This is a genomic window from Mitsuaria sp. WAJ17 (genome assembly GCF_014174515.1).
Taxonomy (GTDB): Bacteria; Pseudomonadota; Gammaproteobacteria; order Burkholderiales; family Burkholderiaceae_C; genus Roseateles_B.
Map to the genome: position 1 here is coordinate 110,593 of NZ_JACJUG010000005.1, position 25,769 is coordinate 136,361.

General features: G+C 65.9%; 26 protein-coding genes. 18 read left to right on the top strand and 8 right to left on the bottom strand.

Features of this window, described 5'->3' with window-relative positions; translation table 11 throughout:
• Window positions 1-19: 19 nt before the first annotated feature.
• Window positions 20-385 carry a hypothetical protein gene (locus tag H5407_RS05745; RefSeq protein ID WP_183103481.1) on the top strand — a complete coding sequence of 122 codons (366 nt, stop codon included), beginning with the start codon at window positions 20-22 and terminating at the stop codon, window positions 383-385.
• Window positions 382-723 (top strand): hypothetical protein, encoded by a 342-nt coding sequence (locus H5407_RS05750; protein ID WP_183103482.1) that lies wholly within the window; start codon window positions 382-384, stop codon window positions 721-723. The genes H5407_RS05745 and H5407_RS05750 overlap by 4 nt, the downstream gene beginning before the upstream one ends.
• Here H5407_RS05750 and H5407_RS05755 read toward each other — a convergent pair.
• Genes H5407_RS05755 through H5407_RS05765 form a run of 3 tightly spaced genes read right to left on the bottom strand, consistent with a single transcriptional unit; the run spans window position 704 to window position 4,346 of the window.
• Complete coding sequence (locus H5407_RS05755; protein ID WP_183103483.1) at window positions 704-1,189, bottom strand: hypothetical protein; 486 nt, start codon at window positions 1,187-1,189, stop codon at window positions 704-706. The two genes, H5407_RS05750 and H5407_RS05755, sit on opposite strands and share 20 nt — an antisense overlap.
• Entirely contained in the window at window positions 1,186-2,226 is a 1,041-nt protein-coding gene (locus tag H5407_RS05760; RefSeq protein WP_183103484.1) for an NAD-dependent epimerase/dehydratase family protein, read from the bottom strand. The genes H5407_RS05755 and H5407_RS05760 overlap by 4 nt, the downstream gene beginning before the upstream one ends.
• Window positions 2,223-4,346: a hypothetical protein gene (locus H5407_RS05765; RefSeq protein WP_183103485.1), complete on the bottom strand. Its 2,124-nt coding sequence runs from the start codon at window positions 4,344-4,346 to the stop codon at window positions 2,223-2,225. The genes H5407_RS05760 and H5407_RS05765 overlap by 4 nt, the downstream gene beginning before the upstream one ends.
• Window positions 4,347-4,365: 19 nt before the next feature.
• On the opposite strand from H5407_RS05765, the gene H5407_RS05770 reads away from it, so the two are divergent.
• Window positions 4,366-5,574 (top strand): hypothetical protein, encoded by a 1,209-nt coding sequence (locus H5407_RS05770; RefSeq protein WP_183103486.1) that lies wholly within the window; start codon window positions 4,366-4,368, stop codon window positions 5,572-5,574.
• A 133-nt stretch (window positions 5,575-5,707) separates the two neighbouring features.
• Here H5407_RS05770 and truD read toward each other — a convergent pair whose 3' ends face one another.
• Together truD and H5407_RS05780 are read right to left on the bottom strand one after the other, a co-directional pair.
• A complete protein-coding gene (gene truD, locus H5407_RS05775) occupies window positions 5,708-6,721 on the bottom strand; it encodes a tRNA pseudouridine(13) synthase TruD (RefSeq protein WP_183103487.1) in 1,014 nt (337 codons plus the stop codon).
• Between the two features lie 304 nt (window positions 6,722-7,025).
• On the bottom strand, window positions 7,026-8,150 hold the full coding sequence (locus H5407_RS05780) for an SMEK domain-containing protein (RefSeq protein ID WP_183103488.1): 1,125 nt from the start codon (window positions 8,148-8,150) through the stop codon (window positions 7,026-7,028).
• 392 nt (window positions 8,151-8,542) lie between these two features.
• On the opposite strand from H5407_RS05780, the gene H5407_RS05785 reads away from it, so the two are divergent.
• The 5 genes from H5407_RS05785 to H5407_RS05805 all read left to right on the top strand — a co-directional run bounded on the left by H5407_RS05785 (window position 8,543) and on the right by H5407_RS05805 (window position 12,882).
• Window positions 8,543-10,057, top strand: a complete 1,515-nt coding sequence (locus H5407_RS05785) for a Fic family protein (RefSeq protein WP_183103489.1) — start codon at window positions 8,543-8,545, stop codon at window positions 10,055-10,057.
• Between the two features lie 42 nt (window positions 10,058-10,099).
• Window positions 10,100-10,315, top strand: coding sequence for a hypothetical protein (locus H5407_RS05790; protein ID WP_183103490.1), 216 nt, complete (start codon window positions 10,100-10,102; stop codon window positions 10,313-10,315).
• Window positions 10,316-10,729: 414 nt separating this feature from the next.
• Complete coding sequence (locus H5407_RS05795) at window positions 10,730-11,083, top strand: GntR family transcriptional regulator (protein ID WP_183103491.1); 354 nt, start codon at window positions 10,730-10,732, stop codon at window positions 11,081-11,083.
• Complete coding sequence (locus H5407_RS05800) at window positions 11,080-11,970, top strand: ABC transporter ATP-binding protein (protein ID WP_183103492.1); 891 nt, start codon at window positions 11,080-11,082, stop codon at window positions 11,968-11,970. The genes H5407_RS05795 and H5407_RS05800 overlap by 4 nt, the downstream gene beginning before the upstream one ends.
• Window positions 11,971-11,982: 12 nt before the next feature.
• Window positions 11,983-12,882, top strand: a complete 900-nt coding sequence (locus tag H5407_RS05805; RefSeq protein ID WP_183103493.1) for a hypothetical protein — start codon at window positions 11,983-11,985, stop codon at window positions 12,880-12,882.
• A gap of 70 nt (window positions 12,883-12,952) precedes the next feature.
• Here the strand turns inward: H5407_RS05805 and H5407_RS05810 are convergent, their stop codons facing one another.
• Both H5407_RS05810 and corA read right to left on the bottom strand, forming a co-directional pair.
• On the bottom strand, window positions 12,953-13,831 hold the full coding sequence (locus tag H5407_RS05810; RefSeq protein ID WP_183103494.1) for a ferritin-like domain-containing protein: 879 nt from the start codon (window positions 13,829-13,831) through the stop codon (window positions 12,953-12,955).
• 897 nt (window positions 13,832-14,728) lie between these two features.
• The gene (gene corA / locus H5407_RS05815) at window positions 14,729-15,703 is read right to left on the bottom strand and encodes a magnesium/cobalt transporter CorA (protein ID WP_183103495.1); all 975 of its coding nucleotides are present in this window, start codon (window positions 15,701-15,703) and stop codon (window positions 14,729-14,731) included.
• Between the two features lie 622 nt (window positions 15,704-16,325).
• Between corA and hpf the strand changes: the two genes are divergently transcribed.
• The 3 genes from hpf to hprK all read left to right on the top strand — a co-directional run bounded on the left by hpf (window position 16,326) and on the right by hprK (window position 18,352).
• Window positions 16,326-16,667 carry a ribosome hibernation-promoting factor, HPF/YfiA family gene (gene hpf / locus H5407_RS05820; protein WP_183103496.1) on the top strand — a complete coding sequence of 114 codons (342 nt, stop codon included), beginning with the start codon at window positions 16,326-16,328 and terminating at the stop codon, window positions 16,665-16,667.
• A gap of 238 nt (window positions 16,668-16,905) precedes the next feature.
• Window positions 16,906-17,376 carry a PTS sugar transporter subunit IIA gene (locus H5407_RS05825; protein ID WP_183103497.1) on the top strand — a complete coding sequence of 157 codons (471 nt, stop codon included), beginning with the start codon at window positions 16,906-16,908 and terminating at the stop codon, window positions 17,374-17,376.
• A 13-nt stretch (window positions 17,377-17,389) separates the two neighbouring features.
• The gene (gene hprK, locus H5407_RS05830) at window positions 17,390-18,352 is read left to right on the top strand and encodes an HPr(Ser) kinase/phosphatase (protein WP_183103498.1); all 963 of its coding nucleotides are present in this window, start codon (window positions 17,390-17,392) and stop codon (window positions 18,350-18,352) included.
• Between the two features lie 27 nt (window positions 18,353-18,379).
• On the opposite strand, the gene fur is transcribed toward hprK, so the two are convergent.
• Window positions 18,380-18,805: a ferric iron uptake transcriptional regulator gene (gene fur / locus H5407_RS05835; RefSeq protein WP_183103499.1), complete on the bottom strand. Its 426-nt coding sequence runs from the start codon at window positions 18,803-18,805 to the stop codon at window positions 18,380-18,382.
• Window positions 18,806-18,908: 103 nt separating this feature from the next.
• On the opposite strand from fur, the gene H5407_RS05840 reads away from it, so the two are divergent.
• The 7 genes from H5407_RS05840 to holA are packed head-to-tail and all read left to right on the top strand — an operon-like array spanning window position 18,909 to window position 25,727.
• On the top strand, window positions 18,909-19,490 hold the full coding sequence (locus tag H5407_RS05840) for an outer membrane protein assembly factor BamE (protein WP_255501089.1): 582 nt from the start codon (window positions 18,909-18,911) through the stop codon (window positions 19,488-19,490).
• A complete protein-coding gene (dapB, locus tag H5407_RS05845; RefSeq protein ID WP_183103500.1) occupies window positions 19,487-20,302 on the top strand; it encodes a 4-hydroxy-tetrahydrodipicolinate reductase in 816 nt (271 codons plus the stop codon). Before H5407_RS05840 ends, dapB begins: the two co-directional genes overlap by 4 nt.
• A gap of 5 nt (window positions 20,303-20,307) precedes the next feature.
• Window positions 20,308-20,958, top strand: a complete 651-nt coding sequence (locus H5407_RS05850) for a MotA/TolQ/ExbB proton channel family protein (protein ID WP_183103501.1) — start codon at window positions 20,308-20,310, stop codon at window positions 20,956-20,958.
• A 40-nt stretch (window positions 20,959-20,998) separates the two neighbouring features.
• On the top strand, window positions 20,999-21,427 hold the full coding sequence (locus H5407_RS05855; protein WP_183103502.1) for a biopolymer transporter ExbD: 429 nt from the start codon (window positions 20,999-21,001) through the stop codon (window positions 21,425-21,427).
• A 37-nt stretch (window positions 21,428-21,464) separates the two neighbouring features.
• Window positions 21,465-24,119, top strand: coding sequence for a leucine--tRNA ligase (leuS, locus tag H5407_RS05860; protein ID WP_183103503.1), 2,655 nt, complete (start codon window positions 21,465-21,467; stop codon window positions 24,117-24,119).
• 5 nt (window positions 24,120-24,124) lie between these two features.
• On the top strand, window positions 24,125-24,622 hold the full coding sequence (gene lptE, locus H5407_RS05865; RefSeq protein WP_183103504.1) for an LPS assembly lipoprotein LptE: 498 nt from the start codon (window positions 24,125-24,127) through the stop codon (window positions 24,620-24,622).
• 10 nt (window positions 24,623-24,632) lie between these two features.
• Complete coding sequence (gene holA, locus H5407_RS05870; RefSeq protein ID WP_183103505.1) at window positions 24,633-25,727, top strand: DNA polymerase III subunit delta; 1,095 nt, start codon at window positions 24,633-24,635, stop codon at window positions 25,725-25,727.
• The last annotated feature ends 42 nt before the right edge of the window (window positions 25,728-25,769 follow it).

The window sequence follows — 25,769 nt, forward strand, 5'->3', positions numbered from 1 at the left end:
ATCTGCCTAGGAGAGCAGCATGGCCATGCGTACCCCGTCGATCGATCTGCAGAAAGTGCTCAGCGGCGCCGCGCGGCTGGAGGTGAAGCTGCTCAACGCAGGCGTCGAGGCCCTGCAGGTCTATATCAACCAGGCCTCCAGGTTCTCCTCCCTGGCGGCCGAGACGCTGCAGGCCGTGCAGGAGGACAAGGCCACGCTGGCCGACACCGCCCGCAAGCTGAGCGACTTCGGCCGCCAAAGCGCCCACGCCTACGCCGACCTGGCTCAGCGCCTGAGCGCCAGTTACTACGACGAGTTCGATCGCCTGGCCAACAGCGGGCAGAAGACGCCCTCGGCGCTCCCTGCGGCACGCGCCCGCACCAGGCGCGCCTCTGCCAAGGCATGAGCTACCGTGCCAGCGAGCGGCGCGTGCTCGGGCACGCTCCACGCAGCAACGGTGAGCGCCCGGTCTCGCGGCGCGAGGCCGCCGCGCTGAAGGCCAGCGGCCGTTACCGAGCCAGTAGCGGCGCGCCGGCCAGCGCCGAGCACTGGCGCCGCCGCCTGCCCGATGGCAGCTGCCTGCATCTAGTGCTGGAGGAGCGGCGTTGCCGCCTTCACCATGATGCCTTTGACCCCGACGCCAGCCTACTGTCCATGGGTCTGCACATGACGCACGAAGCCCGCGCCGAGGCCGCCGCCATGGCCGCGCTGGCATGGTCGGTCGTCAGCCTGCTGGCCCACTGAGCCGTGTGGCTACGCCCTCGAGCAAGGCCCGCCAGTGGCGCGCCACGAGCTCGCCGAAGATCCGGCGAAGGCTCTCACTCGTGTTCGGGAACTCAAGTTCCATCTCGATGCGTGTGCCCCGCCCGCCTGCCGCCGGCGTGAAGCGAAACGTCCCTTCGCAGCGCCCCGGCACCTGGACCGCACGCGAGGCCGCATGGAATCGGATCAGCGATCCGCCGGCGGGCTGCCGCAAAGTCAATGACCATTCGAGCAATCCCGGATCGAGGTGAGGCTGCAGGAGCACCGGGACCTCAACCTGCGCACGCCACAGCTGCACCACCTGGCGCTCGCCCGTGGGCAGGACCTCGTCCCGAATCACCTCGGCGGCCTGCACGTGCGGCAAGACGGGCGCAAGCTCGCAGCTGCGCTCCATGAGGCCCTGCAGCAGCGGGCCGGCGGGCTGCATCAACACCATCATCAGCTTCATGAGGCCGCCCGCACATCAGGTGAGAGGCGCAGGCGCGCGGTGACGGCGTCCGCAACATGGCCGCGCGCCAGCACCCAGGCCAGTGACTCGGCAAGGGCCTGCCGGGCCGGTCGAGGCTGCCAGCCCAGGGCAGCCAGCCGATCATGGCGGTACCAGTAGAAGCGGCAGGCCATGCGCGCCTCATCGCGCGTGACCTGAGGGGGCCGGCCGGCCAGGCGCGCCGCGGCCTCCATGCCGGCGGCAGCCAGATAGGCGGCCGTGTGATTGAGCGTCAGCGTGGGGCCGAAGGTGCCGGCCAGCTCGGACACCGTGGCATGCAGCGCCTCCCAGCGCAGATTCTCGCTGCCGGCCACGTAGCGTCTGCCGGCTTCGCCTCGTCGTGCCGCGACGAGGTGGGCCTGGCCGATGTCAGGCGCGGCCACCACATTGCAGCCCCCCAGGAAGGTGCAGCGCAGCGGGTCGTTGAGATAGTTGACGAGATTGGCATTGCTGGGCCCCAGCCGATGGTCATGGCCGCCGATAACCAGGGTGGGATTGACCGTCAGCACCTCCAGGCCCAGGCGGCTGCCGGCCTCGAAGGCGGCCTCCTCCTGCCTCAGCTTGGACAACACATAGGCCGAGGGCTCCCGCTCGTCGAAGACCGCATCCTCGTCCAGCACCAGGGGCACGGTACTGGAGCCCAGCGTCACCGAGGACGAAGTCACGACCACCCGCCCCACGCCCGCGCGCCGCGCCGCCAGCAGCACGTGGCGGGTGCCGCGCACGGCCAGGTCGGCCTGTTCCTCGGCCGCCATGCCGGCGTAGGCAAACACGGCGGCGGCATGGAACACCCAGCCGCAGCCCTTGGCGGCACGCAGCACGGAATCGACGTCCAGCACGTCCCCTTCGACAGCCTCGACCGACAGCCCAGCCAGCGCCCGCCTGTCGCTGCCCGCGCGCACCAGCACGCGCACGGCGTGTCCTTCCTCCAGTAGGGCACGCACGATGTGATTGCCGACGATGCCGGTGGCACCTGTGACGAGGGCGGGGGCATTCATCCGCGCGCCAGCTGGTCCAGATCGCGGTGCACCGCGTCGGCCAGCCCCTGCAGGAAGTCGGGGGCGTCACGCACCAGCGCAGCCATGCCCGCGGCGAAGGCGGCATCGCGTGCCTGCGCATCGTTGGCCGCAGACTGGGCGCTGAAATGGCGGAAGCCCTGCGCGTCCGCGGCCTGGGCTGGCGGGCCGGGAGGCGGTGTGGCGGCCCCGGCGCCGGCGCCCATCAGCCAGGCCATCGCATCGCCAAGCGAGCCCAGCTCGCCGGGCTCGCTCGCACTGCGTCGCCCCCGCAGCAGCTCGGCCACGGCCGCGGTGGCGGTGGCCAGCAGACGTGGCAGCGCGCGCTTCGGGCTGACGGCCGCGGGGTCATGGCCGATGCGAAAGTCGCGCCCCTCGTAGGCCGCCTGCAGGTTCGCCACCGTGCCTTCGAAGAAGCTTGTGTAGGCTCCCTCGACGATGGGGTCGCGCAGGCCGGGCGCGAGATCGATGTCGAAGAGCTTGAACGCCAGCGGCAGCGCGAACTGCTGGCGCCCGGCCACGCGCACCCGCACCTGGCCCTCGGGTGTCCTCACGAACTCGACGCAGCCGTCATCCGCCAGCGCGCTGCCGTTGGGGCTGGCCACGGTGCGCCAGTAGATGCTCTGACGGCCCGGCGTGCGCCGGATGCACTGCAGCTTCTCGACGTCGATCACATCTCCGCCGAACAGCACCATCCAGTTTGGCTGCGGCAGGTAGAGATTGCGCTCGGCCTGATGCCGGACCCGGCCCCGGCCATCGCGCCGCACGGCCACAGTGGCGCCGCCGATGTAGTCGTTCATGTACTGGATGCCGAGCGCGATATCGACCCTGCGCACCCAGCGCTCGTAGGGCACAGGCACCACATGCTCGTTGCCGAACACGATGGCGCCGTCCACATGGCGCCAGCGAAGGCCATTGCGTGCGGGCGGCAAGTGGGCCAGCAGGGTCTCGTAAGAGGCCATGGCATCGGGGACGGCGTCGTAGTCGGCGGCGCAATAGGCCTCGGGATCGATCAGCAGCGGTGCCTCGCGCCGGCGCAACCTGTCCTTCGAGAACAAGGTTTGCTGCGCCGTCACCAGCCCGCCCAGGCGCGCCAGCAGCAGGTTCAGCGTCACCACGATCCAGAAGGCGCGCGGGTTGTCGTCCACCCGGGCCATCAAGGGCGTGACCAGCGCGTTGAGCCGGTCGCTGTAGAAGTCGCGCAGCGCGAAGCGTTCGCGGTCCACCGTCTGGAACCAGGCCGGGGCCAACGCACCGACGCCCTCGGACGCCTGGCGCTGACGTGCCGAGCGCGCCATCAGCGGATGCACGTTGCGCCACAGGGGATACGGCGCGAGGCTGCCTTCCACGCGGTGTTGCGGCAGGCCGAACGCATGCAAGGCGGCGGCGTTGACGGGCGAAGAGTAGGGGTCCAGACCCATGCGCGCGGCGCCCGCCCAGTCGGCCAGCAGGGCGCTGGGGCTGGCGATCAAGGTGTGCGTCGCGAGCGGCCGCGGCGCGCGCTGGCCAGCACCGCCGTGGGCGCTGGTGACGGCGTCAATCAGGCACCAGTGCGGCGGGGCCTCGCGAAGCACCTGCAGAGCGTCTTCCACAAGGCCGCGGCGCGGCCGGGCCAGGCTGGCCAGATTGTGGATCGAGAGCGCGAAATGCTGTTCCTCGTGCGTGCGGTTCTTGGCGAAGGCGATGCGCAAGGCCGCGCCGCGCCAGCGCTCGCCACCCGCGCCGCCGAACACCTCGTAGGGGCGCCCCCGAGGCGTGATGAAGCGCCATCCTGTCAGCTCCGGCACAAGCAGTGGATCGCGGTTGTGCAGCCAGCTGTCGTCTTCATGGCGAACATCGGCCACCGACACGTCGGTGAAGCCATGCTCGTGCAAGCGATCGATCAGGTGCTCCACCAGCAGGGCTTCGGTGCCGGCATGCGGTGCCTGCTCGCAGACGTCGAGATCGGGCTTGATGACCACGGGACCGCGCCGGCCCGCCACACTGTCCCAGAAGCCGCAAAGGGCCAGCAACTCATCCAGCAGCGTCGTGCCCGGTGCGCCGGCGCGCTGATGAACCCACACGGTGTGGGCAGGGTCAATCGTGCCTGGGCGGCGTGCCATGGAATGATAATAACGCGGCATGAGAGCCTACCCCTACCGATTCCATGTCGCACTGGATGGCAATGGCCTCAATGGCCTGGAGGGCTTGGCCGGCGTCTGCCAGTTCCTCTTCGATCCCGCCGACAACGCCTATGCCTGGAAGATCGCCTACTTCGACGGCATTGCCGGCGGGCATGCGATCAGCCTGAACCCCGGCGGCTCGCTGGGCTTCCTGGGCAACACAGGCCAGCACCTGCTGATCTACGATGGTGCGGACTCACGGGAGCTCGCGCGCCAGAGCACGCTCAGCTTTGAGACCAACGACACCTCGCTGCGTGGCAGCACCCATGCCGTGTGGTTGAACGAGCACGAGTTCATCACCGCGATCGGTGATCACTTCTACCGATTCGATGCACGCCGCCTCGCCGAGGGCGTGAAGCTCGGCCCCCACCGTGTGAAGCTGCCACATGCGCTCAAGCGCAGCGCCTCGGGGCGCTACCTGGTGTACGGCTCGATGGACCACCCCAGGCAGGGCGAGGCGCGCGAGGTCGGCATCTACGATCTACAGACCGGCGAAGCGCGCCGCGTCGAGCTGCCCGCCACCTGCTGGCATGTGGTGGCGGACCCGGCGCGGGACATCTTCTATGCGCTGAGCTTCCGTGTGCTGCCGCAAGAAGGGCGCGACTGGCATGAATGGGCGATGGCCTTCCTCAAGGAATACGCCTTTGAGATCGATGCCGTCACTGGCAGCGTGCTGCGTCACTGGGCTGCGGGACGCGAGGTGCCGGCGCATATCAACAGCGACGTGACGCTGTCCAAGGGCGAGCTCATCTTCTGCAATGGCGCCAGCCAGAGCATCATCATGATTGAACGGGAAGGTCTGGCGCGCTGGCGCATGATCGATGAGCGTCCCGACGTCTCGACGGTGCTCAGCCAGCGCAAGGCCGTCGGCGCCCAGATCGCCGACGCGCTCACCCGCGGCAACGTGCTGCATGAGAGCCGGCACTTCCTGTCCGCGCTACGCATCTCGCGCTGGGCGGTGCTGGATTCGGTCTACGCCTGCCAACTCTCGGCCGACCAGCGCCTGTTGTTCACCGCCAACCGAGGCCTCAACCACATCACGGTCTACGACTATCCCGCCAACACCCTCCGGCTGCGCGTGGCCATGCCGCCGCTGCAGGACTTCGTGGCCCTGTCACCCGGCGGAGATCCGCGGCTGGGGTTTCATCATGGGGCACTGGTGGGGTGAGGCGCGGCTGAGGCGCGCTGGAGGCAGTCGCTGCAAAGGCGCGGCTGCAACGGCAAGGACAGCCGCCGCCGCCCTTGCCGGCACGTCGAGTGGTACGACGTTGCCAAGGAACACCGGGGCAATCCAGGCCCCGTCATTCGACAGCCGCCGACTCGTTCTCCGTGTGCCGGTCAGGCTCCGTGGTGCGAAGGATCTCGTTCAGAACGGAAGTGGCGTAGTTCCCGGCGGGCAAGGAGAAGCTGAGCACCAGTTGATCCGCTTGCGGCCATTCCCATGACATGTCCACGGGGCGCGCCACCAGTGCGCGGCGCTCCTGATCCAGACCGGCGTGTTCCATGCCGTCGCACAAGGTGGCGTGACGTCCAGCCACTCCCATTTCCAGGGCCTGCGCTTGATCGGTGGAGATCACCCGGCCACGTCCCCAGAGCGGCCCGGTAGGCAGGCCCGCCTCATCCATCACGTCGCCGGGCAGGGTCTTGCCCCAGAGGCCCTGCTGAATCCGCAGCCCCAGCACTTCATTGAAGACAAAGGAGCGCACCGCCGACAGGTAGATGCCTTTCTTCTTCGGGTTGCGCACGCGGATTTCGCGCGCCAGCATAGCTCGGCCCTGCTCCACGTTGCCGCCGTCGTGCCCGAAACGCTGAGCGCCAAAGTAGTTGGGCACGCCATGCGACGCAACGGCCTTGAGATTGGTCTCGATGGCGTCGCGGTCGCCGGTCACCTCACGCAGCGCGATTTGGAATCGGTTGCCCTGCAGGTCACCGGGCCGCAGCTTTTTGACATGCCGGCTCTGACTCAGCACCGTGAACTCCGGGTGCTGAAACTGGGTCAGGTCGGGCGTCTCGCCCTTGGGGAAATAGATGCTGAACCATTGTCGGGTGATGGCGTAGCGGTCCTTGAGGCCGGCATAGCCGACATCCCTTTCCTGCACGCCCGCGGCTTCGGCCAACTGCTGGGCGACGAAGGCGGTATTGGCACCGGTCTTTTCGACGTCCAGCCAGATGTGCTCGCCCTCACCGGAGGGTTGCTGCAGCGGCAGTTCGGTCACGATGAAATCCTCGTTGCGGAGTTTCAGGGTGGCGCTGGCGCCGCTGGCCGGATAGGCGTTGGGCCACTGGGGCAAGGTCGTGTATTGAGCGTCGGTCATGAGTGGTCTGGCAGCACCAGATGATGAAAGAGACAGCTTGTCCAGGCGGCCGGGGACAGTCCGGGCGGTGATTGTCTCCTTACCCGCTTGCCCCGGTGAGCGTCAGCAACGGCGAGTTCAGTGGGTGCGGTTGCGCGCAGCCACCTCGGCTGTCGGTTTGCGCTAAATGCTGAACAGCGGGCATGCGACGCATCAAGGGCTTGGCGCGACTTGTTTCATCGCCGTCGCTGAACCCGCTACTGCCGAGTTCGTGTAGCCGTTCTCTTGCCCCCCCGCGCCCCGGGCCGTGCAAAACGACTTTGGTTCAGAAGCTGGACAGATCCACCTCCCCGAGCACCCTTCGCAAGCTAAGGCCCTTGGTTTCCACGTAGTGCAAGAGGCCGTCCTTGAGGTGGTCCGAACCGCATGGCAAATAGAGCGTGATCTCATAAGACCTGTGCTCATGGCTGCTCTCGCTGATGTCTAGCAAGCCAGCGTGCTCCAGCAGGGCGATTTCGCCTTTCAGGTCATCCCCACGGTACATGCGCTCGACGAATCCGTACTGGAGGCGAGGTCGCCCAGAGCTGTTGTCCTGCCGGAGCTCATAGAGCATGACCAAGAACTCGCGAGTGATGCGCGGAAGGCCGGCAAGGGTCCGTCCCAGGCTGGCAAGACCTTCGCGGATTGCGCTTGCCTCCTTCGCTGAGACTTCGCATCTGTCCTCCTCAAGGAACTTGATGAAGGCCGCCCCGTCTGTGGTCTTGGGCTTAGGAGGCTGCTCCCACATTTCATAGCCGGAGGTCTTGTATTGGCCTTGCTCGTCAGGGACCTCCAACTCAATGAGCACCCGGGCGGCCTCTTTGCGAACGAGCTGGTGCAGACGGTACAGAGCATCGCTATCCAGGGCAACCATGTCGCGGGCAATGGTGGTCATGTCCCAGATGTTGCTCTCAGTGAAGTTGTAGTCTGTGAAGATCTGGTCCGTCAGCGTGTAGGAACCCTGTTTCTTCCCGACTACCAGCACGATGATCTCGCTGTACTTGGCCTTCTGGTCGGAGGTGAGGTTTTCCAACGTCTTGCGGATCTTCCTTGCGTCAGATCGGGAGGTGATCTGAATGCCACGCTTGGCCTTCTCATCGCCGAGGTCCAGGCCCGCTTCGTTGGCTGAGTTCTTGTTGAGATTCTCTAGTTCGGTCCCGTGCACGATGTTGAGCAGGTCGCGAAGGTAGTTTTCGACGTGGACGTTCAAGTCCAAAAAGTTGAAGCGGCTGCGCATGGCAATGCGCTCGCTGAGTTCGGTGAAATGGTCCAGGACCAGGCCGACGATGTGGCCGCGAGTAAGCATTTGTTCCTTCTTCGTGGTGAGCTGCAGTGCGTAGCCTTGGCCACTGAATCCTGGATACCGGAAACGATCAAGCTGAATCCTCACACGGGCAACTGGTGAGGTCATCCCCCTCCAAAGCGCATGAAGCGCATCGCATCTGCGACCGACTACTGGCTACCGGCTGCTGAACAGGCGAAAGATGCGCAAGACAAAACAGCTTGCCGCAACGCCCACAGTGCCCCCAGTCAGTGGTTCGAATTCCGCCGAACAAGCGGTGCACCGAAACGTCACTATAGAAGAATGTGAGCTCAACGACGCCTGGGCCCTGGGCTTGTACGGCGGCGGCCCGGCGCCGCGGCACTACGTCGCACTGCTGACCGCCCGCTGGCGGCAACTGCTCCTATGCGGCATTTGCGAGATGGCGTAGGGAAGTGAGGTGCAGTGCGCCCGCCATTCAAGATAAAAAAATTCCAAGAACACCGTTTTCGGATAGATTTCTTGGATAGGCGGAGAAAAAAATGGCTACACGTTCGATCGGTTACGACTTCCTGGCCTCGACCCTCAATAGCGGGGCATTTCCGATCGACAGGCCAGCCAAGATCGGACCGGTCACACGAGTCACGGAGCAGGCAGACTGCCTGCTGGTTCCGGCCGGCGTTGCGCCGGCCTCAGACGACCCGCTGCAGCATCTCCTCTTCGCACTGAAGCACGAGGGGCTGAATCTGCAGGCTGCCATTCTCTCGCTGAAGAAGATCCCCGGCCAGTCGGTGGCCCAGGCCTTTCAGCGCTCGACAAGCAGCGCCTACGCGCGCGTCGCCTGCTACCTCTGGGAGATCGCCAACGGCAGCAAGCTTGAGGGCCTGCCTGCGGCCGTAGGCGCCTACGAAAAGCTCTTCGACGAGCAACTCTACGTCACGGATCGAGTCCAGCGCGACAGTCGATGGCGGGTCGACTTCAATGGCATCGGCAGCCCAGACTACTGCATCACCGTGCGGCGGACGAAGTCCGTGGTCAACCTGTTGGCTGCCGATGTGCTCAGTCAAGTGGAGGCCTTCGTCGCTGGCGTCGATCCAGGCGTACTGGATCGTGCTGTCCGATGGGCCTACCTCAGTGAAGCCGACCACAGCTATGCGATCGAGCGGGAGAAGCCAAGCCCGACCAAGGCAGAAGCGTTCGCCGCGTTGCTCGCCAAGGCCCAAGATGATGAGCCGGTCAGCGAGGCCTACCTGGTCGCACTGCAAAACCTTGCGGTCAACAATCCGTTGGATAAGGCGTGGGGGTTTCGAGAGCAACAGAACCGTCTACGCAACGACATGCGCGGTGCGTTGGGCGTGACATACCTGCCGCCTCCGCCTGAGATGGTCAGGTCGGTCATGAACGCCATCATGTCGTTGTGCAACGACCGCAACAGCAAGGTGGATGCGCTGGTGCGTGGCAGTCTGGCGAGCTTCGCCTTCGTCTTTGCTCATCCGTTTATGGACGGCAACGGTCGGTTGTCGCGATTCCTATTCCACAAGGTGGCCTGTTCCGATGCGCGGTTGGCCAGCGGCCTGGTGCTGCCGGTGTCGATCGCCATGAAGCGCCATGAGGGCCAATACCTGAAGGCATTGCAGTCGTTCTCGAAGCCGGCGCGCGCCTTCTGGGACGTAACCTATGTGTCCGACGACCAGATCTTCCAGAACTTCAAGGGTGAGCCCGAGATCTACCGCTACTGGGACGGCACGCACTGTGTCGAGTTCGGCCTCGAGATGGCTCTGCAAGCCCTGCAGCATGATCTCCAGCACGAGATGTCGTTCCTGCACCGCTACGACGCGGTCTACAGCGCAATCAACAACGCCATCGACATGAACAACAACGACCTGGTGGTCATGGCCAGGGCCATCTCGACCCAGGGCACCTTGTCGAACAACCGCTACAAGCAGCTCATTGCGAAGGGCCACCCGAAGGAGCTCATCGAGGCAGGCATGGCGGCCGCGAACGAGGCGCTGGAGGAGCTTGAAGAGGCCGATGGGATGGTTCACCCACGGGGCTGATCGCGCGCTGCAGTCCCTGTCAATTTCATCGGAGAACAACCCATGCAACTCGGCCCCAGCAACTCGGAGATGCAGCGCAGCCTGACCGTGGGCGCCTTCTCGGTGCTCATGCCGTTCGTCGTGATGGGGCTTTTGCGTTGGGCCTGGCGGGCCAAACGCTGGCTACTGGCCCTCTGGCTATCGATTACGGTGCACCTGACCAAGCAACGCTGGCGGCCATCGTTGCACATCGGGCGCTTCAGACGTTCATTTGTGTGACGGCCGCCGCCGACCGACCGAGCTCGCTGCAGCTCGGCAACTCGCGCAGCCAGTTCATGCAAGACAAATTGGCTGCTTGCGTTCATTCTCAAAAATCTTGCGCAGCTCTCCCAGAAAGCCTGCATGTGTGCAGAGGTCGTTATACGCAGCCATGGCCGCTCGATCGTCTTGCAACAGGGAAATCTTCGTCAAATCAATAACTTACATCGAGTATAAAGCCGCAAACCGCGGCCTCCTGAGTTCAAACTACAGCTCAAAGAGTTCGAACTACAGCGCAAACCGACACCCACAGCCACCCCATGCAGTTCATCCCGCCCCAGCTGCAGTCTGTCGCCCCCCGCTAGGGGCCCGGACTGAGCATTGTTATGGTGTGCTACATCAGCAACACACCGCAGGCTCCTGGCCTGAAGCGACATGCAAAGCTGGAACGACAATGCGCCGATCTACCAGCAGCTGGCCGACCGCCTGGCCAGTCAGCTGCTGGATGGCAATCCGCCCGAAGGTGAAGCCCTCCCTTCGGTCCGCCTCTTGGCCACCCAATACCTGATCAACCCGCTGACGGTCAGCCGCGCGCTGCAGTCACTGGCCGACAACGGCCTGGTGGAAAGCCGTCGCGGGCTGGGCATGTACGTACGGCCCGGCGCCCGCCAGCGCCTGCTGGAGAGCGAGCGAGAGCAGTTCCTGAGCAAGGAATGGCCCCTGCTGCGCGAAAAGCTGAAGCGCCTGGGCCTCAGCGCCCAGGATCTGCAATGGGAGGAACTGCAATGAACACGAACAACAATACCGAACCCCTGGTCAGCGCGCGCGACTTTACGCTGCGCTATGGCCGCAAGGTGGCCTGCGACCACCTCAGCTTTCAGATCCCCAAGGGCCGCGTGGTGGGTCTGCTGGGCCACAACGGTGCCGGCAAGACCTCGCTGATGAAAGCCATGGTCGGCCTGCAGGGCGGCGAAGGCGAGCTGCGTGTGCTTGGCCTGGATCCGCGCAGCCAGCGCACCGAGCTGCTCAAGGGCCTTTCCTACATCCCCGACGTGGCCGTGCTGCCACGCTGGGCCCGCGTGCATGAGCTCATCACGCTGATGAGCGGCCTGCAGCCCCAGTTCTCTGCCGAGCGCGCCAGGGCCCTGCTCAAGCGCACCAGCGTGAGCCTCAATGACAAGGTCAAGTCGCTGTCCAAGGGGATGGTGACCCAGCTGCACCTGGCCCTGGTGGCCGCCATCGACACCCGCCTGATGATCCTCGACGAGCCCACCCTGGGGCTGGACGTGATCTCGCGCAAGAGCTTCTACGAGATGCTCATCGACGAATGGTGCGACGGCGAACGCACGGTGGTGATCTCCACCCATCAGGTCGAGGAGATCGAGAGCCTGCTGTCCGACGTGATGATGCTGGACGAAGGCAAGCTGGTGCTCAACATCAGCCTGGAAGAGATGGACTCCCGCTTCGTGGCCCTGGCCCACGATCCGGCCGCCGCCGACACCGTGGCACGCGCCCACCCGCTGCTGCGATACCGCCAGCAGGGCCGCTCGGCCGCCCTGTTCGACGGCGAGCCGCCCCCGGACGTCCAGGCCCTGGGCCAGCGATTCCGCCCCAGCCTGGTCGACCTCTTCGTCGCCCTGACCCGCAAGCCTGAACTGCAGCCCCGCGAGGCCTGAAGGAGACCGACCATGAAAGCACAACGATTCCTGACCCTCCTGCAGCGCGAGTGGATGCAGCATCGCCTCGGCTGGCTGCTGGTGATGCTGGTGCCGCCCGCACTGATCCTGTTGCTGATGCCCCTCCAGGGCCCCATCGTCGATGGCGACGCCCAAGTGCCGCCGCCGGTGGCCGTGGCAGCCGTGGCCATGCTGGGTAGCATGGCGGGCGTTTTCGCGCTGAGCTGGATCGTGTCGATGTTCCAGCTGCCGGGCCTGTCCCGTCGCGACCAGCAGGACCGCTCTGTCGAGTTCTGGCTCTCCCTGCCGGCCACTCACGTCGAGAGCATCGGAGCCACCGTGCTGACCCACGCGCTGCTCGTGCCCATGGCAGCTGTGGCCGTCGGCCTGGTCTGCGGGCCCGTGATGGCCGCGGCCGCCCTGCTTAAGATCCACGGCTTTGCTGGCTTCGGTCAGGTGCCCTGGGGTAGCCTGATGGGTATCGCCGTCCTGGGATGGCTGCGCCTGAGCATCGGCCTGCTGCTGATGACCCTGTGGCTGTCGCCCCTGTTCATGGCCCTGATGGCTGCGGCCGCCTGGCTGAAACGCTGGGGTGTGCCGGTGCTGATCGGCGGCACGGTGATCCTCGCGAACGTGCTGAAAGAGCTCTATCACAACCACGTGGTGGCTCAGCTGCTGAAGGCCCAGTTCGAGGGTGCCGGCAAGGCCCTGTTCAATGCCAGCATGACCCTGGAAGGCCGGGGCGCCGCCCGGCAGCTGGAACACGAGAGCTTCGCCAGCCTGCTGCAGCTGGTGCTGCATGATCTGGGCGCAGCTTTCGCCCAGTTGGCGTCGCCGCACTTCGTCGGCGGCCTGGCCCTGGCAAGCCTGTGCTTCTACCTGCTGGTGCTCAAGCGCCGCCAGGCCAGCTGAGCTCCCACGAGTCTCCAGCAAAAAAGCCCGCCGATTGGCGGGCTTTGTCTTTGCGAGATCGACGGTGCGATCAGGCTGCAGGGCTGGGCTCGGTGCCGCCAGTTGCACCGGTGGCTGCGGCCACCTTGGCGCTCACTTCCTTGCGGAAGCGGTTCAGCTCCTGCACGCTGGCGAAGCTGCGCTCCATCAGCAGGCTCATATTGTGCAGGATGCGCTCGACCACCTTGGTCTCCCAGACAGCGTCGAACTGGATCTGCTTGTCCAGCCACTTCTCCAGCCACTCCGGATCCGGCAGGCGGCTCTGGATGGTGTCGCGCGGGAAGAGCTTGGCGTTGACGTGCAGATTGGTCGGATGCAGGGCTTGGGCCGTGCGGCGGGCGCTGGCCATCAGCACACCCACCTTGGCGAAGGCGGCACGGGCCTCGTCGCCGAACTTCTGCATGGCGCGCTTCATGTAGCGCAGATAGGCGCCGCCGTGGCGGGCCTCGTCGCGGGCCAGGGTCTCGTAGATGGCCTTGATCACCGGCTCGGTGTGCCATTCGGCAGCACGGCGGTACCAGTGGTTCAGGCGGATCTCGCCGCAGAAGTGCAGCATCAGGGTCTCGAGGGCAGGCGCCGGGTCGAAGTCGAAGCGGACCTCATGCAGTTCCTGCTCGCTGGGCACCAGGTCCGGGCGGAAGCGGCGAAGGTATTCCATCAGCACCAGGGAGTGCTTCTGCTCCTCGAAGAACCAGACGCTCATGAAGGCGGAGAAATCGCTGTCGTCGCGGTTGTCACGCAGGAACATCTCGGTGGCCGGCAGGGCCGCCCACTCGGTGATCGCGTTCATCTTGATGGTCTGGGCCTGGTCCTCGGTGAGCAGGCTGGCATCGAACGTGTCCCAGGGGATGTCGGTGTCCATGTTCCAGCGCACGGCTTCCAGTTGCTTGAAGAGTTCGGGGTAGAGCATGGTCCGTCCTATGGTTTAGGGGCGGCATTCTAAACGGGGCGGGAACCTGGGAGCTTTCGCCCCCAGGCAAGGCCCCACCCGCCGACGAGCCCGTAGTTCATCAGCTCAGGCTTGCAGCCATGTGACAAGCCCGTCTTTCCTGTGCTCCAGTCTGCCGCCAGGCTGCGGCTCCTTGACCTGCGCCAGGGGCAAAGGGCCCTCCCGGGCACTTCCCCCGGATTGGCGTCGCATTTCCGCATGACACAGAAACGGGGGACATCCGCCCGCACGTCGATATGGATAAACCCCGTCTTTGAAGCTTGGCGTAAGCCCGAAGGCCCACACTTCGGCTCAGAAACTCGCTCTTGTACCCGGCACCTGGGACAGAAGTAGCAAAACTTCCGCTCGCCAGGCCTAACAATCCTCCCTGAAGCGCAAAATCATTTACAGATTTACGCAAAGGTTTGAAAAGAACGCCCGGCGCGCTTACACAGCGAAACCACAAACGAGTACAGTAGCTACAAGCTTTCAGTCGCAAGATCTCCCCAGTGTTGGGGCTGAAATCCCGGGACTCTTCTCCTCCTCCTCCCTCCCTCCCTCGTTGGTCCCGGGGCATCTTGCGGCTTCTTTTATGTCCAGGGCTCCCGCTCTTGCGGGAGCCCTTTTTCCTTTCCGTCGCCTGACGTAAAGCTACAGTCGCATGCGGCAGCGCAGCGCACCGCGCGGGCGCAGCCGCTTCGCGGCGCACGATTGCCACCATCCCAAAAGACGAATCCTGAACCCGGGTCACCTGCCTTCGCCGGATGCCCCTGAGCAACAGGAGCTGCCCCAGCGAGGCACCGCCCGGCCCGCCGGCCCTCGCGGGACGGTTGCAGCAGCATTTGCTGCGCCCACACAGGCGCTTCAGGCGCTGCGCCTTCAGCGCAGCCAGCCCTTGCGGCGGAAATAGATGAAGGGCGCGGCCACGGAGGCCACCATCAGGGCGATGGCGAAGGGATAGCCCCATTCCGCATCGAGTTCCGGCATGTGCTTGAAGTTCATGCCGTAGATGCTGGCGATGAGGGTCGGGGGCAGCAGGGCCACGCTGGCCACGGAGAAGATCTTGATGATCTTGTTCTGGTTGATGTTGATGAAGCCGACCGTGGCGTCCATCAGGAAGTTGATCTTGTCGAACAGGAAGGCCGTGTGGGAGTCCAGCGAGTCAATGTCCCGCAGGATCTGGCGCGATTCCTCGAACTGTTCAGCGTTGAGCATGCGGCTGCGCATCATGAAGCTGACGGCGCGGCGCGTGTCCATTACATTGCGGCGAATCCGGCCGTTCAAGTCTTCCTCGCGGGCAATGGCAGCCAGCACCTCGCCGGCCTCGGCATCGTTGACGTCGCTCTTCAGCACCCGGGCGCTGATGCGCTCCAGCTTGTCATAGATGCCCTCCAGCACGTCGGCGGAGTACTCCGCGTCAGCGTCGTAGAGCTTCAGCAGCACGTCCTTGGCGTCCTCGATGAGGGCCGGAATGCGGCGGGCTCGCAGGCGCAGCAGGCGAAAGACCGGGAGATCCTCGTTGTGCACCGAGAAGAGCACGTTCTGGTGCAGGATGAAGGCCACGCGCACATTGCGGGCCGATTCGTCATCCTCAATGAGAAAGTCGGAACGGATGTGCAACTCGCCGTTGTCCTCCTCGTAGAAACGGGCGGATTCCTCGAGGTCATCGTCGATGATGTCCTCCGGGATGATCAGCCCGAAACGTTCGCGTATCCAGCCTTTCTCCTCGGACGTCGGGTTCTCCAGGTCCACCCATACGGGACGGGCCATGGCCAGGTCGGCGGCGGATTCGGTTTCGTCCTGGAACAACCCGCCCTTGAGGCGGCCGTTGTCCAGCGTGAAGACATTGAGCATGAGGGCTCCAGCGCATGCGTCCAGCCGCCAGTCGTGCGCGGCAGGAACAGTCTGTGGGCGATGGACGGCCGCGCAGGGCGGGCCAGGTCCGGGGCAGGGGGGTGACCCGTCTCACTCCGGACACCGGCCGCAACGCGACACCTGCTCAGGGGCCTGCGTGCACCAGGACGCTGGAGTGGACGGTCACCGAGGGTGATCGCTGTCCAAGAAAGACTCCAGTGGTGGGGACGGCGCATTATCGCGTCCGGCCCCTGAGCGCATCAAGCCTTTCTATGGCTGCGCCGCCGACGATATCAGCGGGCTTGCCCTGAGGTGCCACACGCATTGCGCGACGGCGGATCGCGCATTCCATCACGCCTTTGCGCTGAAGCAAAAGAGCACCCCTGCGAGCCACCAGAAGGCGCTTTAAAACGCTTGTCACAGTCATGCTTCCGGAGCACACTGGTCCGCAGCAAGAACGATTTCTCCACTCCGCTACTGACCGCCGCACACCTTTCAAAGACGCCTCAATCTCCCCCTCAAGACCTCTGTATCCCTGAAGAAGAGCGGCCGCCGACAGCGTCCGCCAGTGTTCTCAAGAATCAATGCTTTCTCGCGACCAAGCCCTGTGAAAGGAGGCTTTATGAACCTGACTATCAGCGGCCACCATCTTGAAGTGACCCCAGCGCTGCGCGAATACGTGCTGACCAAGCTGGACCGGGTGACCCGCCACTTTGACCAGGTCGTTGACATCAACGTCCTGCTCACGGTGGAGAAGCAGAAGGAGAAGGAGCGCAGGCAAAAGGCCGAAGTCACCGTCCACGTCAAGGGACGTGACATCTTTGTCGAGCAAGCTCACGAAGATCTCTATGCCGCCATTGACCAGCTGATGGACAAGCTGGATCGTCAGGTCTGCCGCCACAAGGACAAGCTCCAGGACCACCACCATCAGGCCGCCAAGCGCATGGACATGCCGGCCTCCTGAGTCCTGAGTCAACCCGTCCTGTACGCAAGGCGCCCACCCGGGCGCCTTTTTGCTGCCTGCCCCAGGCGCGACGGCGTTGCCGAAGCGCCTCAATATCACGCTATCGCACCCATTTGGAGGGCTCTTCGACCCTGCAGGACATCCAGGGTCAAGGAGCTTTCTATAATCGGTTTTCCAATCCTAGTGACCAAGCGTCCCGCCCAAGGCCGACCCGGCCGTAATCGGCGCTGTGACCTCGATGAACCGTCTCGCCGCCATCCTGCCTGCCAGCAATGTGCTGGTGAATGTGGACGCCTCCAGCAAGAAGCGAGTTTTCGAACAGGCAGGCCTGCTGTTCGAGAACAACCATTCCATCGCGCGCGCCCTGGTCACGGACAACCTCTTTGCCCGCGAACGCCTGGGCTCGACCGGCCTCGGCCATGGTGTGGCCATCCCCCATGGCCGCATCAAGGGCCTGAAGAATCCGCTGGCCGCGGTGCTGCGCGTGCAGCAAGCCATCGGCTTCGACGCTCCGGACGACGAGCCCGTCTCCCTGCTGATCTTCCTGCTGGTTCCCGAGGCTGCCACCCAGCGTCACCTGGAAATCCTCTCCGAGATCGCCGAGATGCTCTCCGACCGCGAACTGCGCGAGCGCCTCAAGACCGAAGCCGAGGCGGCGACGCTGCACAAGCTCATCGCCGACTGGGAACCGCTGAAGTCGGTAGCCTGAGGCCGGTCCAGGGATGAAACCCACCTCAATCAGTGCCGACCGCCTCTTCGAAGAACTCCGTGAGGCCCTGCGCTGGGCTTGGATCGCCGGGCACGCCCACCCCGAGCGCCGTTTCGACGACACCGCCGTGCGGGACGCCCAGTCCGCCGCCGATCTGGTCGGCTACCTGAACTACATCCACCCCTACCGCGTGCAGATCGTGGGACGCCGCGAGGTGGCCTACCTCAGCGAGGCCTCGGGCGAAGTGCTGGACCGCCGCATCGCGCGCATCGTGACGCTGGAACCACCGGTGATCATCGTCGCGGACGATCAGACGCCGCCCGACCGCCTGGTGGCGATGTGCGACCGCGCCGAGATCCCGCTCTTCGTCACCTCGGAGTCCGCCGGCCACACCATCGACGTGGTCCGCTCCTACCTGGCCCTGCTGTGCGCCAACCGGACCACCCGGCACGGTGTCTTCATGGACATCCTGGGCCTGGGCGTGCTGCTGACCGGCGAGTCCGGCCTGGGCAAGAGCGAGCTGGGCCTGGAGCTGATCTCCCGCGGCCACGGCCTGGTGGCCGATGACGCGGTGGATTTCTTCCGCATCGCCCAGACCGCCATCGAGGGTCGCTGCCCCGAGCTGCTGATGAACCTGCTGGAGGTGCGCGGCATCGGCCTGCTGGACATCAAGGCCATCTTTGGCGAGACGGCCGTGCGTCGCAAGATGCGGCTCAAGCTCATCGTGCACCTGGTCCGCAAGGAGACCATGGAGCGCGACTTCGAGCGCCTACCGTATGAACCCCTTTACGAGGACGTGCTGGGCATGCCCGTGCGCAAGGTCGTGATTGCGGTGGATGCCGGGCGCAACCTAGCCGTTCTAGTGGAAGCCGCCGTGCGCAACACCATCCTGCAGCTGCGCGGCATCGACACCTACCGCGAGTTCGTCGAGCGCCACCAGCGCGCCATTGAAAAAGGCCTGCAGGACGACGCCTGAGGCCTGGGTCCGGCGGCGCAGGACGGATCAGCGTCGGTTGGCGCAGTCCTTCTTGATGCAGTTCGCATAGAGCGACAGCGAATGCTCCTGCAGCTCGAACCCACGATCCAGGGCGATCTTGTGCTGGCGCGACTCGATCTCGGGGTCGAAGAATTCCTCAACCTTGCCGCAGGTCAGGCAGACCAGGTGATCGTGGTGGTGGCCCTCGTTGAGCTCGAACACCGCCTTGCCGGATTCGAAATGATTGCGCGAGAGCAAGCCGGCCTGCTCGAACTGGGTCAGCACGCGGTAAACGGTGGCCAGGCCGATGTCGGCGTCCTCGACGAGCAGCGCCTTGTAGACGTCCTCGGCCGTCATGTGCCGCTGCGCAGTCTTCTGGAAGATCTCGAGGATCTTGATGCGCGGCAGCGTGGCCTTCAGGCCGCTGTTCTTGATTTCGTCGGTGCGGTTCATGGTCTTGCAGGCAATCAGCGTGCGTTCAGCAGGCCCCGGGCCTGCCGCTAGAATGGGTCGATCATAGCCAGCTTGGGCCGCCGACTTCTAAGCCCCTAGTGACATGCGACTCATTTCTCCTGACGCCAGCCACCACGGCTGGCCGCTGACCGGCGCGCTGGCGCTGGCACTGCTGGCCCTGGGTGGCTGCAGCCAGATGCCCAAACTGAGCGAGCTGGGCTCCGCCACCGGCGACAAGGTGCTGGGCTTGGTGCGCCCCTACCGCGTGGAGGTGGTGCAAGGCAACGTGCTGACCAAGGAGTTGCTGGCCAGCGTCAAGCCCGGCATGCCGCGCGCCCAGGTCCAGGACCTGCTCGGTTCTCCCATGCTGACCGACGTCTTCCACGAGGACCGCTGGGACTACATCTTCACCATCCGTCGCCAAGGCACCGAGCCCCAGCGCCGCCATGTGGTGATCTGGTTCGAGGGTGACGCCCTCAAGAGCGTGGACGCCCCGAACGACATCCCCACCGAGCGCGAGTTCGTCGCCTCCATCAACACCCTGAAGCTCAAGGGCGACGCCCCCAAGCTGGCGCTCAGCGACAATGAGCGCAAGGCACTGCCTGCACCCACAAAGCAGGCCCCGACGGTGCTTGAGCCCATGGGCCCGGTGCGCAGCTATCCCCCGCTGGAGCCCCGCTCATGAGCGTGCGCATTGCCATTGCCGGCGCCTCCGGACGCATGGGCCGCATGCTGATCGAGGCCGTGCTGCAGTCCCCGGACTGCCAGCTCAGCGGCGCCCTCGACCGCCCCGGCAGCCTGCTGCTGGGCCAGGACGCTGGTGGCTTCCTGGGCCGCGAGAGTGGCGTGCGCGTCACGGACGACCTGCGCGCCGGCCTGCAGGGCGCCCAGGTGCTGATTGACTTCACCCGCCCCGAAGGCACGCTGGCCCACCTGGCCCTGTGCGAGGAGCTGGGCATCGCCATGGTCATCGGCACCACGGGCTTCGAACCCGAGCAGAAGGCGCGCATCGCAGCCGGCGCCGGGAAGATCGGCATCATGATGGCGCCCAATATGAGCGTGGGCGTCAATGTGGTGCTCAAGCTCCTGGACATGGCCGCCCGCGCCCTCAACGAGGGCTATGACATTGAGATCATCGAGGCCCACCACCGCCACAAGGTCGATGCCCCCAGTGGCACCGCCCTGAAGATGGGCGAGGTGGTGGCCGAGGCCCTGGGTCGCGACCTGCAAAGCTGCGCCGTCTACGGCCGCGAAGGCGTGACCGGCGAGCGCGACCCCTCCACCATCGGCTTCGCCACCGTGCGCGGCGGCGACATCATCGGTGACCACACCGTGCTCTTCGCCGGCACGGGCGAGCGCATCGAGATCTCGCACAAGTCCTCCAGCCGGGCCACCTATGCCCAGGGCAGCCTGCGCGCCGCACGCTTCCTGGCCCGCAGCGCCCCCGGCCTCTACGGCATGGACGACGTGCTAGGCCTGAGCGCCAGGGGCGCCTGAGCACTATGGGCGGCTTCCTCCAGTTCTGGGCGCAAAGCGATGGCGTGGGCCGACTGGTGGCCCTGCTGCTGCTGGCGATGTCGGTGAGCGCCTGGGTGCTGATCTTCTGGAAGGGCTGGCAGCTACGCCGCGCCCGCGTGGACCTGGCGCAGGGCATGTCGGCCTTCTGGAACTCCGCCTCGCTGGCCGACGGCCACAGCACGGTGTCACGTCTGGACCGCGAAGGCGTGCTGGCCCCCCTGCTGCAGGCCGCGACCGAGGCGCCCGCTGCCCAGACCCTGGCCGCGCAGGGGCACAAGGAATCCCAGCTGACCCGCCAGCTGCGTGATGCCCTGCACCGCGTCGTGCAGCAGCTGCAGTACGGGCAGGTGCTGCTGGCCTCGGTGGGCAGCACCGCCCCCTTCGTGGGCCTCTTCGGCACCGTCTGGGGCATCTACCACGCGCTGGAGAGCATCTCCGCGGCGGGCAACCTGACCATAGACAAGGTCGCGGGCCCGGTGGGCGAGGCCCTCATCATGACCGCGGCCGGCCTGGCGGTGGCCATCCCCGCCGTGCTGGCCTACAACGTCTTCGGCAAGCTGATCGGTGCCTGCGAGGCCGAGCTGGAAGGCTTTGCACACGATCTGCGCGAGCTGCTGGACACCCCGGCGCCATGAAAACCCGCCAAGGGCCGAACGCCGAGGTTGGGGGGCCGAGATGAGCTTCGGCCGCCTCGAACGCCGCGAATCGCCCCGGCCCATGGGCGAGATCAACATGACGCCGCTGATCGACGTCATGCTGGTGCTGCTGGTCATCTTCATGATCACGGCCCCTCTGATGACTTCCTCGCTGCGCCTGGACCTGCCCAAGAGCGAGGCGGCCACGCCCTCCGACACGCCACAGTTCATCGCCGTGGCCCTGGACCCGAGCGGCGAGCTCTACCTGGGCGAGGAGCGCATCACGCCCGCCGAGTTCAGGAAGCGCATCCAGCAGCTGGGCCAGGCCCGCCCCGAGATGGAGGTGCAGCTGCGCGCCGACCAGGCCGTGCCCTACGGCCGCGTGGCCGAGCTGATCGGCTGGATCCAGGACGGCGGCCTGCACCGCATTGCCTTCGTCGCCCAAGCACCGAGCAGCGACAAGCCCTGAAGCGGCTGCGCCACACCCTGCGCCTACAATTTGGCGCATGAACGACAAGTACGCCCCCAACGAGATCGAAGCCGCCGCGCGGCAGTACTGGAACGAACGCGACGCCTACCGTGTTCTAGAGGACGAGAACAAGCCCAAGTTCTACGCCTGCTCCATGCTGCCCTACCCCAGCGGCAAGCTGCACATGGGCCATGTGCGCAACTACACGATCAACGACATGCTCACGCGCCAGCTGCGCATGAAGGGCTACAACGTGCTGATGCCCATGGGCTGGGACGCCTTCGGCCTGCCGGCCGAGAACGCCGCCATGAAGGGCAAGGTGCCGCCGGCCCAGTGGACCTACTCCAACATCGCGTACATGAAGTCGCAGATGCAGGCCATGGGCCTGGCGATCGACTGGTCTCGAGAAATAGCCACCTGCCAGCCTGAGTACTACAAGTGGAACCAGTGGCTGTTCCTGAAGATGCTGGAGAAGGGCATCGCCGAGCGCCGCACCCAGGTCGTCAACTGGGACCCGGTGGACCAGACCGTGCTGGCCAACGAGCAGGTGATTGACGGCCGCGGCTGGCGCTCCGGCGCCCTGGTCGAGAAGCGCGAGATCCCGGGCTACTACCTCAAGATCACCGACTACGCCGAAGAGCTGCTCGCCGCGGTGGCCAACCCCGAGGACAAGAACTACCTCAGCGGCTGGCCCGAGCGCGTGCGCCTGATGCAGGAGAACTGGATCGGCAAGAGCCAGGGCGTGCGCTTCGCCTTCCCGCATGAGATCAAGGACGCCAGCGGCGCCCTGATCCAGGACGGCAAGCTCTACGTCTTCACCACCCGCGCCGACACCATCATGGGCGTGACCTTCTGCGCCGTCGCGCCGGAGCACCCCCTGGCCGCGCACGCCGCCGCCACGAACCCGGCACTGGCCGCCTTCATCGAGGAATGCAAGCAGGGCGGCACGACCGAGGCCGAGCTCGCCACGCAGGAGAAGAAGGGCATGCCCACGGGCCTCGTGGTCACGCATCCGCTGACCGGCGCGCAGGTGCCGGTGTGGGTCGGCAACTATGTGCTGATGAGCTATGGCGACGGCGCCGTCATGGGCGTGCCGGCGCATGACGAGCGCGATTTCGCCTTTGCCAACAAGTACGGCATCGAGATCAGGCAGGTCGTGGCCGTCGAAGGCCAGGCCTTCTCGACCAGCACCTGGGCCGACTGGTACGGCGACAAGACGCAGGGCGTCTGCGTCAACTCCGGCGTGCTCGACGGCCTGAATCACAAGGCCGCCGTGGACAAGGTCGCCGAGCTCGTCGGGGCCAAGGGCCTGGGCGAGAAGAAGACCACCTGGCGCCTGCGCGACTGGGGCGTGAGCCGCCAGCGCTACTGGGGCACGCCCATCCCCATCATCCACTGCGAGGAGCACGGCGCGGTGCCGGTGCCCGAGAAGGACCTGCCCGTGGTCCTGCCCGAGGAGTGCATCCCCGACGGCAGCGGCAACCCGCTGAACAAGCACAGCGCCTTCCTGAACGTGCCCTGCCCGACCTGCGGCAAGCCGGCCCGGCGCGAGACCGACACCATGGACACCTTCGTGGACTCGTCCTGGTACTTCATGCGCTACTGCGACGCGCAGAACAAGGACGCCATGGTCGGCGACGGCACGGCCTACTGGATGCGCCAGGGCGCCGCGATGGACCAGTACATCGGCGGCATCGAGCACGCCATCCTGCACCTGCTGTACGCGCGCTTCTGGACCAAGGTCATGCGCGACCTGGGCCTGGTCAAGATCGACGAGCCCTTCACCAAACTGCTGACGCAGGGCATGGTGCTCAACCACATCTACTCGCGCCGCACGATGCAAGGTGGCATCGAGTACTTCTGGCCGCACGAGGTCGAGAACGTCTTCGATGAGAAGAGCGGCAAGATCGTCGGCGCCAAGCTCAAGAGCGATGGTTCGGCCATCGACTATGAGGGCGTGGGCACCATGTCCAAGTCCAAGAACAATGGCGTGGATCCGCAGGAGCTGATCAACCAGTACGGCGCCGACACCGCCCGCCTCTTCGTGATGTTCGCCAGCCCGCCCGAGCAGACGCTGGAGTGGAACGATGCCGGCGTGGAAGGCGCGCACCGCTTCCTGAAGCGCGTCTGGGGTTTCGCTGCCAAGAACGCCGACGTGCTGAAGACGGCCAGCGAGGACTTCGCCGCACTCAGCGCCGAAGGCAAGGCCCTGCGCCGCGAGGTGCACCTGGTGCTCAAGCAGGTCTCCTACGACTACGAGCGCATGCAGTACAACACCGTGGTCTCCGGGGCCATGAAGCTGCTGAATGCGCTGGAAGCGTTCAAGGACGTCGCCGGCCAGGCCGCCGCCGTGCGCGAGGGCGTCTCGGTGCTGCTGCGCGTGATCTACCCGGCCTGCCCGCACATCGCCCACACCCTGTGGCAGGAGCTGGGCTTCGCGGCCCAACTGGGCGACCTGCTGGACACGGCCTGGCCGACGGTCGATGAAGGCGCCCTGGTACAGGACGAGATCGAGCTGATGCTGCAGGTCAACGGCAAGCTGCGCGGCTCGCTGAAGGTGCCCGCGGGCGCCGACAAGGCCGCCATCGAGGCCGCCGCCCTGGCCCATGAGAAGTTCGCCGAGTTCAGCGGCGGCCAGGCCCCCAAGAAGGTCGTGGTCGTGCCCGACCGTCTGGTCAACGTGGTGGTCTGAACGCCATGAGTCGCCTCTCGCGCCGCGGGCTGCTCGCGCTGCCCGTGCTGACCGGCCTGGCCGCCTGCGGCTTCGAGCTGCGCCGCGATCCGGAGTTCGCCTTCCAGTCCCTGGCCCTGGCGGGCTTCGCGCCCGACTCGCCCCTGGTCGAGGAGCTGCGCCGGCAACTGCGGCAGTCGCCGCTGCAGCTGGTGCAGGACCCGTCCAAGGCGCAGGTCGTGCTGGAAGCGCTGCGGGACAGCCGCGAGCGTTCGGTCGTGGTGTCCACCAGCGCCGGCCAGGTGCGGGAGTGGCAGCTCAAGCTGCAGCTGGACTACCTGGTGCGCACGCCCGGCGGCGAGCCGCTGCTGCCCATCACCGAGCTGCGCATGAGCCGCGAAATGAGCTACCTCGAGTCCCAGGCCCTGGCCAAGGAGCAGGAGGAAGCCCAGCTCTATCGCGCCATGCAGTACGACGCCGCCGCGCAGGTGATGCGCCGTCTGGGCAGCGTGCGCCTGCGCTGAAGCCGCCACCATGCAGATCCGCCCCGACGCGCTGGCCGCGCAACTCGCCAAAGGCCTCAAGCCCCTGTACACCGTGCATGGGGATGAGCCCCTGCTCGCGCAGGAGGCCGCGGACGCCATCCGTGCCGCGACGCGCGCCCAGGGCTACAGCGAGCGCAAGGTCTTCATCGTCAGCGGCGCCTATTTCGACTGGGGCCCGGTGCTGGGCGCGGCGCAGGCGCTGAGCCTCTTCGCCGAGCGCCAGTTCATCGAGATCCGCATCCCCTCCGGCAAGCCCGGCAAGGACGGTTCCGAGGCCCTGCAGCGCTATTGCCAGGCCCTGCCCGAGGACGTGCTGACGCTGGTCACCCTGCCCCGCCTGGACAAAGCCCAGCTCGGAAGCGCCTGGTTCACCGCCCTGGACCAGCAGGGCGTGAGCATCAAGGTCGAGCCGGTCGAGCGCCGCGCTTTGCCGCAGTGGATCGCCCAGCGCCTCTCGGCCCAGGGCCAGTCCGTGCTCGACGGCGAGGAAGGGCAGCGCAGCCTGGCCTTCTTTGCCGATCGCGTGGAGGGCAATCTGCTGGCCGCCCACCAGGAGCTGCAGAAGCTGGCCCTGCTGCATCCGCCGGGGCCGCTGAGCTTCGAGCAGATCGAGAGTGCCGTGCTCAATGTGGCGCGCTACGACGTCTTCAAGCTCAGCGAGGCCATCCTCTCCGGCCAGACCGCCCGCGTGCTGCGCATGCTGGAGGGCCTGGAGGCCGAGGGAGAAGCCGCCGTGCTGGTGCACTGGGCCCTGGCCGATGACATCCGCGCCCTCAAGCGCGTGCGGGAGGCGGTCGATGCCGGCAAGCCCCTGCCCATGGCCCTGCGCGAATCGCGGGTCTGGGGCGCGAAGGAGCGCCTCTTCGAGCGCATCGTGCCGGGGCTGCACAGCGTGCAGGTCCAGGCCCTGGTCGATGCGGCCCAGGTCTGCGACGGCATCGTCAAGGGCCTGCGCCACCGCGACTGGCCCCTGGACGCCTGGGCTGCGCTGCAGCGTCTGGCCCTGATGCTCCTGGAGACGGCCCAAGGCAAGGTGGGCCGCGCGGCGGGCGGACATCACGCCAGCCTCGTTCTCAAGGCCTGAAACGACTCATTCGGCACGCCGCGCGGCGGGGTTTCGCGTTAT